Origin of the sequence: Neobacillus drentensis (assembly GCF_036962765.1) — a bacterium.
GTDB classification, from domain to species: domain Bacteria; phylum Bacillota; class Bacilli; order Bacillales; family Cytobacillaceae; genus Neobacillus; species Neobacillus drentensis_C.
Map to the genome: position 1 here is coordinate 1 of NZ_JBALOS010000108.1, position 11,391 is coordinate 11,391.

9 protein-coding genes and 1 pseudogene are annotated in these 11,391 nt (G+C 36.5%); all 10 read left to right on the top strand.

Going from position 1 to position 11,391, the window contains the following annotated elements; translation table 11 throughout:
• Positions 1–246: 246 nt before the first annotated feature.
• Positions 247–1,878 carry a flavin-containing monooxygenase gene (locus tag V7137_RS14570; RefSeq protein ID WP_335698760.1) on the top strand — a complete coding sequence of 544 codons (1,632 nt, stop codon included), beginning with the start codon at positions 247–249 and terminating at the stop codon, positions 1,876–1,878.
• A gap of 77 nt (positions 1,879–1,955) precedes the next feature.
• On the top strand, positions 1,956–3,455 hold the full coding sequence (locus tag V7137_RS14575) for an aldehyde dehydrogenase family protein (protein WP_335698761.1): 1,500 nt from the start codon (positions 1,956–1,958) through the stop codon (positions 3,453–3,455).
• A gap of 33 nt (positions 3,456–3,488) precedes the next feature.
• The gene (locus V7137_RS14580; RefSeq protein WP_335698762.1) at positions 3,489–4,517 is read left to right on the top strand and encodes an alcohol dehydrogenase catalytic domain-containing protein; all 1,029 of its coding nucleotides are present in this window, start codon (positions 3,489–3,491) and stop codon (positions 4,515–4,517) included.
• Positions 4,518–4,628: 111 nt separating this feature from the next.
• A complete protein-coding gene (locus V7137_RS14585) occupies positions 4,629–4,829 on the top strand; it encodes a hypothetical protein (RefSeq protein ID WP_335698763.1) in 201 nt (66 codons plus the stop codon).
• Between the two features lie 167 nt (positions 4,830–4,996).
• Complete coding sequence (locus V7137_RS14590; RefSeq protein WP_335698764.1) at positions 4,997–6,619, top strand: ATP-binding protein; 1,623 nt, start codon at positions 4,997–4,999, stop codon at positions 6,617–6,619.
• Positions 6,620–6,746: 127 nt separating this feature from the next.
• Positions 6,747–7,499, top strand: coding sequence for a metallophosphoesterase family protein (locus V7137_RS14595; RefSeq protein WP_335698765.1), 753 nt, complete (start codon positions 6,747–6,749; stop codon positions 7,497–7,499).
• Between the two features lie 124 nt (positions 7,500–7,623).
• Positions 7,624–8,022, top strand: a complete 399-nt coding sequence (locus V7137_RS14600; RefSeq protein ID WP_335698766.1) for a PaaI family thioesterase — start codon at positions 7,624–7,626, stop codon at positions 8,020–8,022.
• A gap of 303 nt (positions 8,023–8,325) precedes the next feature.
• Entirely contained in the window at positions 8,326–9,399 is a 1,074-nt protein-coding gene (locus tag V7137_RS14605) for a GerAB/ArcD/ProY family transporter (protein WP_335698767.1), read from the top strand.
• Positions 9,396–10,865 (top strand): spore germination protein, encoded by a 1,470-nt coding sequence (locus V7137_RS14610; protein ID WP_335698768.1) that lies wholly within the window; start codon positions 9,396–9,398, stop codon positions 10,863–10,865. Before V7137_RS14605 ends, V7137_RS14610 begins: the two co-directional genes overlap by 4 nt.
• Positions 10,866–10,872: 7 nt before the next feature.
• A pseudogene (locus tag V7137_RS14615) lies at positions 10,873–11,391 on the top strand (hypothetical protein); the annotation flags it as partial.

An 11,391-nucleotide genomic window follows, 5' to 3' on the forward strand; every position in this document is an offset into this window, starting at 1 on the left:
CCTGAATTCTTTAAAACGTAGACATAAATAAGTTGTAACTTGGGTTGACAAAAACTTGGTGAACCAAAATTAAGTAAGAGTTAAAGTTGAAGTTGTTTGTGATCCAGGAATGGACTATGGATGTATTACATATACGGGGATTTTCCTTATATAAAAAAAAATATGTTTTTGAAACCTTTCTCTATTAACCCTTATCAGGGAGAAGGATCAGTACTTTCTAAATATATGAAGGAGGGAAGAATTTTTATGAAATCTACTCAGAATAACAGCTTTGACGCAATAGTAATCGGGGCAGGGTTTTCGGGGTTATACATGCTACATCGGTTACGAGAGGCCGGATTTTCCATTCGTGTTTTCGAAGCAAATAGTGATGTCGGAGGCGTATGGTATGCGAATCGCTATCCAGGAGCAAAATGCGACTCAGATAGCATCATTTATAATTATACTTTTTCTGAAGAAATCCTTCAGGAATGGACATGGACTTCAAGATTCCCAGAGCAAGCGGAAATACTAAGTTACCTTAACTTCGTGGCAGATAAATTAGATTTGCGTCGTGATATCCAGTTCAATACACGCATTACGGCTGCACATTACGACGAGGTCAATAAAAACTGGAAGATCCAAACGGAAGATGGGACCATTCTGTCGGCTAAGTACTTCATCTCAGGTGTTGGTCTACTAAATGCTGCAAATGTTCCTAACATTAAGGGCTTAGATAGCTTCAAGGGTGATTGGTATCATACCGGAAAATGGCCGCATGAAAAAGTAGATTTTAAGGGGAAGCGTGTTGGTGTTATTGGAACGGGATCAAGCGGTATCCAGTCCATTCCAATCATTGCCCAAGAAGCCGATCACCTTACTGTCTTTCAGCGAACCCCTGGGTACTGTACCCCTGCGAGAAACCATCCCTATGACCCAGAGTTCATACGTCAAACAAAAGCAAATTACAGCAAGATTAGGAATCAAACACGTCACTCCCTTACTGGGTATCTTGATCAGCTAATTAATGATAGATCAGCTTTGGATGATACACCGGAAGAACGTAAACAAGAATATCAGAAGGTCTGGGAGCGTGGGGGATTTGCGATGGGACTTACCTACAATGACTTGATGCTAAACCCATCTGCGAACGAAACAATAGGCGAATTCATCCGCTCCAAGATAAGTGAAACCGTAAAAGACCCTGAGGTGGCCGAAAAACTGAAGCCAACGTACTTATATGGATCTAAACGGCCGGTCCTTGATACTAATTATTATGAGACATTTAACCGTGAAAACGTTTCCTTGGTAGATGTGAAGCGTGCTCCAATTGTGGAGATCACACCCAAGGGGATCAGAACCGAAGAAGCAGAGTATGAACTAGATATCATTGTTTTTGCAACTGGATTCGATGGGATGACAGGACCCTTGTTTAAGATAGATATCCGTGGAAAAGAGGGGGTGTCACTAAAGGAGAAATGGGCAAATGGTGCACATGTAAGGACATACCTAGGAATCGCCAACGCTGGTTTCCCGAACATGTTCATGATTACCGGACCTGAAAGCCCTTCCGCATTAACAAACATGCCCGTATCAATTGAGCAGCATGTTGAATGGATTGGTGACTGTATCGAATACCTTCGCGAGAATGGTGTGGAAACGATAGAGGCAAAAGTCGAGGCGGAAGAGGCGTGGAGTAAGCATTGCAGAGAGGTCGCTGACAAAACGCTCTATACTAAGGGAGAATCCTGGTACACGGGCGCAAATATCGAAGGAAAGCCGCGTGGATTCCTCATTTATGTCGGTGGGGTAAGGGTTTACCGTAAGAAATGTGACGAGGTCGCGGCTAAAGGCTACAAGGGATTTTTATTAAGTTCCACTAGAGAAACCGTTTCTTAATAAACTGAAGTACTGAAGGATTATAACATTAGGTGTCTAATGGTGTTATTCAAATAATGATAGGGGATGTGTATTAAATGTCCAAATTATTAGAAGTACATCAAGAAAATGTGGCAAAATTCCTTTCTAGCACAAAGCAAATGTTAATCAACGGTGAATGGGTTCCTTCGATCTCTGGTAAAGTCTATGAATCTATAAATCCAGCAAATGGAGAAGTCATTGCTAAAATTTATGAGGGAGACAAAGAAGACGTGGATCGTGCAGTTCGTGCTGCAAGGGCAGCATTCAAAGGACCATGGTCATCTACTTCTCCTGCAAAACGGTCAATACTTCTCAATAAACTGGCGGATTTGCTTGAACAACGTTCAGAAGAATTTGCCTATTTGGAATCGATTGATGGTGGAATCACCATTAATTTTGCACGCTACGGATTTGTACCTTCAGCAATTGCTCACCTTCGCTATTATGCAGGGTGGGCAACGAAATTAACGGGTGAAACGATCCCGTTTACAACAGGGGGGAATCTCCATGCTTACACAAAAAGAGAACCAATTGGAGTTTGTGGTCAAATTACATCATGGAATATCCCATTGCTTGGGGCAGTCTGGAAATTAGCAGCTCCACTCGCTGCAGGGAATACGGTGATATTAAAGCCTTCCCAACAAACTACACTTACGGCATTGCTAGTAGGTGAGCTAATACGGGAAGCGGGTTTCCCTGACGGAGTGGTGAATATAGTAACAGGTTCCGGTGGGAAAATCGGGGAAGCGATTACCAATCATCCCGATATTGATAAAATTGGATTCACTGGATCAACGAATGTAGGCAAAGGAATCATGAAAAGCTCCGCTGATACTTTGAAAAAGGTAACATTGGAGTTAGGAGGAAAATCGCCAAATATTATTTTTGCAGATGCAGACATAGAAAAAGCGATAAAAGGCTCTTTTATAGGAATGTTTACTAATCAAGGTCAAGTGTGTATGGCAGGTTCTCGACTCTATGTGGAAAAGAAAGTTTATAATCTAGTCACTGAAAAACTAGTTGAAATGGCACAAAGAATGAAAGTGGGCAATCCGTTAGATCCTACATCACAGATGGGGCCGCTGGTCTCCAAACAGCATCTTGAAACGGTTAAAAATTATATTGAAACTGCTAAAAAAGAAGGCGCAAAAGTATTGACGGGGGGAAATGCCCTTCATGATGGCAAATTAGCAGGTGGAAATTACTGGGAGCCTACGATACTTACTGAACTGGATGAAAATTGTACAGCTGTAAAAGAGGAGATATTTGGACCAGTATTATGTGTCATGCCATTTGAGGATATTGATGAAGTAATTGGAAGAGCAAATTTAACCGAATTTGGACTGGCTTCAGGTGTATGGACGAAAGATATTTCGAAAGCTTTTAAGGTAATTAATGCATTAGAAGCAGGAACCGTCTGGGTAAATAATTATCTCCATTCGGATAATGCTATTCCACTGTCTGGATATAAACAGAGTGGGATTGGCGCAGAAATGGGTTATCCAGGTATTGAAGCATACACCAAAACGAAAAGTGTTGTCATTAATCTGGATTAACTTAAACGGTACATTTTCAAGGAGGAAAGAATAATGAAAGCGCTAGTACTAGTAGATAAGCAGCGGTGTGAGGTTAAGAATGTGCAGGATCCTACACCTGATAAGGACGGTATCCTAATTAAAGTCATGGCAAATGGAGTATGTAGAAGTGACTGGCATATGTGGATGCATGGGCAGCCTGCAAATCGTATTTTGGGGCATGAATTTAGTGGTGTAGTAGAAGAAGTGGGCAAGGATGTTACTCACTTTAAAAAGGGGGATCGGGTAATTGTTCCCTTTACAGGCAGTGATGGAACTTGTCCACACTGTCTCGGCGGTAAATCCCATCTTTGTGACTCTCGCACCTCACCAGGTTCAAACTATGATGGAGGTTACGCAGAATATGTGGCTGTTCCAAAAGGAGATCGAAATGTAATCCACCTACCCGAGGAAATGAATTTCCTTGATGCCTCAGCCTTAGGATGTCGGTTCATGACTGCTTACCACGGGTTAGTCGATCGAGCGCATGTTCTGCCAGGTGAATGGGTTGCCGTTTATGGGTGTGGAGGCCTCGGTCTTTCCTTAATCAATATTGCAACGGCTATGGGTGCTAATGTAATCGGAGTGGACATCAATCAAGCTAACCTTGAGTTAGCAAAGCAGATGGGTGCAAATTATACCATAAACAGCAGTGAAACGAATCCCGTTAAGGCCATTATGGAAATCACCAAGGGAGGGGCAGACGTGTCTGTGGATGCTCTAGGGTATTCCGAGACATGTGTCAACTCGATCCGCAGTTTAAAAAAGGATGGACGTCATTTGCAAGGCGGTATTATTTCAAATGAAGGCGGGAAGGTTACGATTCCTGTCAACGAGATGCTTACTAAAGAGATACGATTCATTTCTACCTTTGGAATGCCTGTACATCGTTTTTCATCTTTGCTTCCTCTCGTGGCACAAGGGAAACTAACTCCAGGTAAAATGGTGAATCGTGAAGTATCCCTTTCAGAGGTGAACAGCCTTTTTGAAGGTATGAGTCAAAACGCTCTTACAGGTACATTTATTGTGACGAAATTCGAATAATTTCATATAGTTCTTCCATTAATGGAGGCTTAAAAGCGAATAAGTCTGGTTCTTCCTTTATAAATAGGTAGAACCAGATTTTTTGTGATTAACAGGTTAGGAAGGAAAACAATGAAGAGGGAAGGTTATCTTATGATTTTGAAAAAACTAGTTGATGAATATGAAATAATAAAAAATAATTTGAATGAAGCCCGAAAGAAATTCGGAAATCATCATCACCTTGTAACCGAATATCAGAATCAATTAGAAGATCTATGCATTCGATATTTCGGTGACAATAAAACGGACAGTAAATTAAAAGAAGAAAAATAAACCTTTCTATTTTACACATCAAGGTTCAGTCAGGTGAGATTATGCGATTTGACTTTACTTTGTATTGCAAATGCATTTATTCATATAGCTATACATCCTTTGTATCTATAATAATTTGTACAAAGTTTTAGATAACTATTATATCGTTAAAGTTGGTAGGTGTTAGATTGATTTTATTGGATTACATCGTTAATCTCTCAGTTTTTTCAATATTTGTTATTATTCCATTAGTTATCCATTCATTCTTCAATTATAAACCCATTAATAAAGTTCGATTTTGGGTAGGGTTATATGCTGAAATTTTTACTATTATCTTCGTTGTGTTTTCAATTCAACAACTAGGCTATTCTTTGGATCTAAAATTTGCACCAGTCATCATTGTTTTTGCTTACCTTGGACCAGTAGCAGGGTTAATTACCGGGGCAATTCCTCTCCTTGCGAGACTGTATATTGGTGGCAATTGGTATCCTGACTTATTAGGTTGGACATTCGTCATGATTTGTTTTATGGTCATGCATTTATATATTTCACGTATTACCCCGATAAAAAGAGTATTAATACTATCTGGAATTTATGTGAGTATCTATATTATATTTGTATCAATATTTCACAAAATAAAGGATCATCCATCTGTTCATTTTGAATATTTACTGTTTGTGGTCCTAGGTGTTATTATTGCTACCTTTCTAATTGAGTCATATGTCAAGTTGTATAGATTAAATAATAGGTTGTCATACATGTATAAAAAGGTAGAAGAAAGTGAATCAAACTACCGACTAATCGCAGAAAATACATTAGACCTAATAGTGGTGATCGATAAAGAGTATGCTATTCGTTACATTTCCCCTTCTCATAAGTTTGTTTTAGGGTATGAAGAAAGTGAACTTGTAGGAATTGGTATATCTACGTTAATTCATCCTGACGATTTTTCTATGATTAAAACTACAATGAATGAGATGCTTGAGAATAAAAAATCTCAATTAATTGAATTCCGTTTTCAAGATAAAAAAAGGGGGTGGATTGAATTAGAGTCTCGGTGTATGCCTGTAGTGGGTGAGGACTATTCGATAGAACATATCGTTATTATTAGCAGAGATATCACTGAAAGAAAAAAATCAGAAGAAATTCTCTTGCAATCTGAAAAGCTAGCCATAGTTGGTGAATTAGCAGCCGGAGTGGCACATGAAATCAGGAATCCTCTCACAACGATAAAAGGTTTTTTTCAACTTTATCAGAAGGAACATAATTCTGATGAGTATATTGAATTACTCCTAAGTGAAATGGAACGAATCGAAATGATTACGAGCGAACTGCTATCTTTGGGTAAACCTCAAGCGACCCATCTAAATCGTATGAATATAAGAGAATTAATTGAAAATACGCTTGATTTATTAGCTCCTCAAGGCATTATGAATGATATACAATTTATCCTGAGTGTTGAAGAATCTCCTATTTTTATAAACTGTGAGAAGAACCAATTAAAGCAGGTATTCCTTAATGTGATAAAGAACGCAATAGAAGCCATGAACAAAGGTGGTATGATTCATATTAAAATACGAAAAAGCGAAAATGGAAAGTGTATCATTTCTTTTCATGATCAGGGTTGTGGCATACCTGAAGAACTACTTCCTCGTTTAGGCGAGCCCTTTTACACATTAAAAGAAAAGGGAACCGGACTTGGATTAATGATCTGTCATAAAATAATAAAGCAGCACAATGGCAGTATCACGTATCAAAGTAAAGTAAACGAAGGAACCTTGATTGAGATAACCTTGCCATTAGCGAGTTAAGTGTCCAAAGGTAAGAGCGGTGCCATCCAGTTTCGGATGTTGCTCACTTTTCTGATATGTAAAATTCAATTTCATAAGATAAATAATAGTTAGATTAAGTTTTTAGCTAAATGAAAGGGGAATTTTAATGGAGAAAAATATAGCATTTATTACAGATATTCATGGAAATGCTAATGCTTTAAAAGCAACCTTACATGAAATAGACAATAGAGAGAATATAGAGCATATATATTGCCTTGGAGATATGATTGGAATTGGTCATCAGACGAATGAAGTATTAGAAATGTTGTTTTCACGCAAAGACATTTCCATGATTACAGGTAATCATGACGAGGCTGTTCTCGCATTGATAAAGGGTGAAGAATACCCTGAAAGTCACAACGTAGGAGAAATGCGTAAACATCATGAATGGATTGCAAGAGACTTAGATCCTTCGTTTTTTCCTAAGCTTGAGAAGCTTCCAAGATATATTTCTAACAGCATTGAACAGATTCCCACTGCATTAATTCATTATCATATAAAAAAAGACATGCTGACTGAACATATAAGTAAAGATCCGTTTAGCCAAATTGTTGAACCATCCTATAAACATCTTAATCACTTATTCAATGATTTTGATGAAAAACTGATTTGTTTTGGACATCATCATCCTGTTCATTTATTTCAAACAGACGAAAAAGCTTTTTTAAATCCCGGATCATTAGGTTGTAATAATGAACCCTTCGCCAAGTACAGTATTGTTAACTTCGATTCAGGTAGTATTTCTATAGAACTACAAGAAGTCCAATACGACCGCATGAAATTTCTTCATCAATACCAAAAGATACAGGTACCTTTTTATAAAGCCTTTTTAAAGATTTTCTATGGGATCAACTTGTAGGTGAAATAGTAATTGGAGTGTGGAGTGGATTTGAAATAAGGAATACTCTCTTTGTAAGATATCAATTAAATAAGTAAGAAATTTAAAATTTTACAACAAAAATGTGTAAAAGTGAGGGGATAATATGACCAAAGAAGATTTGAAAAAACAACTTGAACAAAGAAACAGTTTTGACCGTAAGATCGGTGTTCAGATTAACCAATTTGAAGAAGGGAATATCGTTCTAGAACTTCCCGTAACACCCTACCTGTTAAACCCCATAAATACGGTACATGGAGGAGTTTATGCTGTACTTCTTGATACTGTGATGGGTATAACAGCACGTTCGTTTACTGACTGTTCTCTAGTCACTGTTAATTTAAATATTAATTATTTGGAACCGACACAAGAGGGAGAAAAAATGGTGGCAAAAGCAAACATAATCCGCCATGGGACAAGTCTAGTGACAGCGGAAGGTGAAGTAAGGGACAGTACGGGAAAATTGCTGGCTATAGCAACGGGAACTTTTAAAATGATGAATTAGAACAAAGAAAATTTTAATAATTATTCACAAGTATAAGCTAGTTGTATTAAATAGATTCCTAATTCATTAGGTTTCCTTTTGCAACTGGCTTTTTATATTAACAAAATTACCTGTTTTGCTGGAGTAGGAGTGGGTGAAGTGTTCAAAACTATCTAACATACTCGAAAAAATAATGTTGTCTAAATAAAAACGAACGTGATAGAAGGTAACAAAGAATTATGGATAAAATTATTTATTAAACAAATTATCATACATAATTATTTCCTTTAAGGTTAACTTATTAATAAAAAGTGTGTTAAGGGGATGTTAATGAATCAAAGGGTGATTCAGTCAGCTCATATTTATGTTCTTCTGATTATGTCCACAGGATTTATGGTACATGTAATACTGCTTCCAAGTATCTTAACTTCTTCTGGGCGCGATTCATGGTTAAGTGTAATCGCTAGTACTGTTCCTTTTATAATGTGGATACTCTTAATATTTTACATTTATAAAAAGTTTAAGAATAATGATATTTTTTCTTTATTTATTAAATTACCTAAGTGGCTATCATTTGGGATATCCTTCTTGTTTGGAATTTATTTTTTCACGACTGCTTTTATAACATTAAAGTTTACGGTTTTTTGGGCAAAAGCAAATTATACACTTGATGTTCCTAATTTCGTTGTAGTATTTTTATTTTCTTTCACTTGCTTCTATGCCTCCTATAAAGGTATTCGAACGATCAGTACATTGGCATTAGCTATACTTCCACTTGTAACTATGTTTGGATTTTTGGTTGGAATCGGAAATATGAATAATAAAAATTACAACTTACTATTTCCAATTTTTGAGAATGGTTTTGTTGGTTTTTTTCAGGGTATTATTTACACTTGTTCAGGATTGTTTGAAATTATTTTTTTACTGTTTTTAACGCCCTATTTAAAAGATCGATTAAAAGCAAAATGGCTTATTTTTGTAGGGTTTATATTGGTCGCATTATCCCTAGGCCCTCTGATGGGGGCCATAACTGAATTTGGCTCCGTAGAAGCAACGAAATTAAAGAATCCCGCATATGAACAGTGGAAGCTATTAATACTTGGTGTTCATATTACCCGTCTCGATTTTCTTTCTATTTTTCAATGGCTTTCGGGCGCTTTCATTCGTATAAGTATAAATATGTTTATCATGAACAAATTATTTTCTCCTGTAAAAAAGAAAAACTGGGTTCTACCGATTCTATATTTACTTCTTATGATTGGGGTTTTAATTCAATGGAATGCCACAAGTTTTTATTTCTTTTTGCACCATACTTATTTCCCTGTTAGAACAGTATTTCTATGTCTAACTCCAGTGTTGTTTTTAATACTTATCCGAATAAAAGGTGATGCTTCATGAGAAAAGAGTATTACTCTAAAAAAGGTATAGACCTGCTTCAATTGCAAGAATGGTTTAAGGGCTCATCTGATATTCTACAAAAAAAGAAATTCTTTAAAAGTGGAAAAAGTAATTATGAGCTTGAAATTGTCTATTGTCCTAATTTAGTGGATACAAAATTTATTAATCAAGTAATCCTTCCGAGAATAATGGAAGTAGTTCTGAAGGAAGGAAAAATAAACATTGATTTATTAAGTAACCTCATGGAGATAAGTAAACTTGAGGATGATAAAAACATCAAAAATCAAGTAGAACAAAAGCTATTTTCCGGAGAATTAGTCATTATTAATTATGATTCAAATGATTTGTATTTTATCCCGATCTCTAATATTCCAAAGAGGAGTCCAGAGGAATCTAACATAGAAACTTCTGTCCGCGGACCGAGAGATGGCTTTGTCGAAACGATTTCGGATAATATGGCATTAATCCGTCAAAGGTTAAAGACTTCTTCATTTAAAAGTATTGAATATACGATTGGAGAAAGAAGTAAGACGAAAATATTATTACTTTATATGGATGATATCCTCAATCCCGCTATTTTGGATAGGGTACAAAAACGTTTAGAGTCATTAAAGGTTGATATTTTGAGTAGTAGTAATCAATTAGAAGAACTTCTCTATGACCAGCCATTTTCCATTTTGCCATTAATGGATTATATAGGAAGGCCTGATCATGTGGTCGACTCATTAAACCAGGGGCGATTTGCCATCTTAGTTGATGGAAATCCTAGTTGTTTGATTGGTCCAACAAATATTAATCAATTATCTTTTTCACCCGAAGATGCGCACGGTAGTTTTTATTTTATAACTTTCGTTCGTCTCCTTCGGATAATGGCTTTAATAACAACTACGTTTTTACCTGGATTTTTCATTGCTTTAATCACTTATCAACTCGATCAAGTCCCTTATACACTGCTGGCAACGATATCTGTTTCTAGATTAGGTCTACCCTTATCAGCTTCCTTAGAAGCCGTTATTATGCTTACGTTGTTTGAATTGTTTAAAGAAGCAGGTGTCCGTCTCCCAAAAGCTGTAGGGCAAACGGTTGCTGTTTTAGGGGGATTAATTATCGGAGATGCTGCGATTCGAGCTGGGTTAACCTCTCCATCCATGTTGGTCATTATATCAATCACAATTATTTCAGGATATACATTAATTAACCAAAACCTTTCTGGCAATATTGCAATTCTTCGCTATTCAGTTCTATTTTTGTCCGCTACGTTAGGATTGTTTGGATTCTTTATTTCATTTTTTATCATAGTAACATATGCTGCTTCACTAGAAAGTTTTGGTGTACCCTATGTTTCTGTATATACCTTACCAAATCCATCTGATATGATAAAAACTTTTCTAAAGCTACCCTATAAGCTGTTAAAAAAACGTAGTCTTGCCTATCAACCAATGGACAAAGATCGGCAAAAGGAGTAGTTAATTAATGAAGAACATAATAACTTTCATAATAATAACTATTCAGCTTTTCCTTTTGACAGGTTGTTGGGGGGCTAAAAAAATCGAAGGGGTAACATATGTTACAGCCATTGGATTGGATTATCAAGACGGACAATTTAAAATGTATGTTCAAGGATTAAATTTCGGTAATATCGCAAAACAAGAAGGGGCTACCACGTCACAACCAGCTCCACCCATTTTAATAGGGGAAGCCAAAGGAAAAAGTATACAGGCAGCATATAGTATTTTACAACAAAATGCTGCCTTACCTCTTTATTTAGGACATGTTCAGACAATCCTTTTAAGTAAAAATATAATGAAGAAAAAAATGAGGTCTGTTAATCAATTAATCGGACAGGAGCCTTTACTGAGATACAATACCTTGCTTTTTGGTTCAGACGATGATATAAAAGAAATTTTAACAAGTGACAGTTTTTTTAATTTTTCACAATTGTATTCGATATTGCATAGGCCAAATAGTCTTAGAGATGAGAACTATTCGATA

Coding starts and splice junctions, on each gene's coding strand:
- V7137_RS14570 (WP_335698760.1), top strand. CDS start 247: ATGAAATCTACTCAGAATAACAGCTTTGACGCAATAGTAATCGGGGCA.
- V7137_RS14575 (WP_335698761.1), top strand. CDS start 1,956: ATGTCCAAATTATTAGAAGTACATCAAGAAAATGTGGCAAAATTCCTT.
- V7137_RS14580 (WP_335698762.1), top strand. CDS start 3,489: ATGAAAGCGCTAGTACTAGTAGATAAGCAGCGGTGTGAGGTTAAGAAT.
- V7137_RS14585 (WP_335698763.1), top strand. CDS start 4,629: ATGAAGAGGGAAGGTTATCTTATGATTTTGAAAAAACTAGTTGATGAA.
- V7137_RS14595 (WP_335698765.1), top strand. CDS start 6,747: ATGGAGAAAAATATAGCATTTATTACAGATATTCATGGAAATGCTAAT.
- V7137_RS14600 (WP_335698766.1), top strand. CDS start 7,624: ATGACCAAAGAAGATTTGAAAAAACAACTTGAACAAAGAAACAGTTTT.
- V7137_RS14605 (WP_335698767.1), top strand. CDS start 8,326: ATGTTAATGAATCAAAGGGTGATTCAGTCAGCTCATATTTATGTTCTT.
- V7137_RS14610 (WP_335698768.1), top strand. CDS start 9,396: ATGAGAAAAGAGTATTACTCTAAAAAAGGTATAGACCTGCTTCAATTG.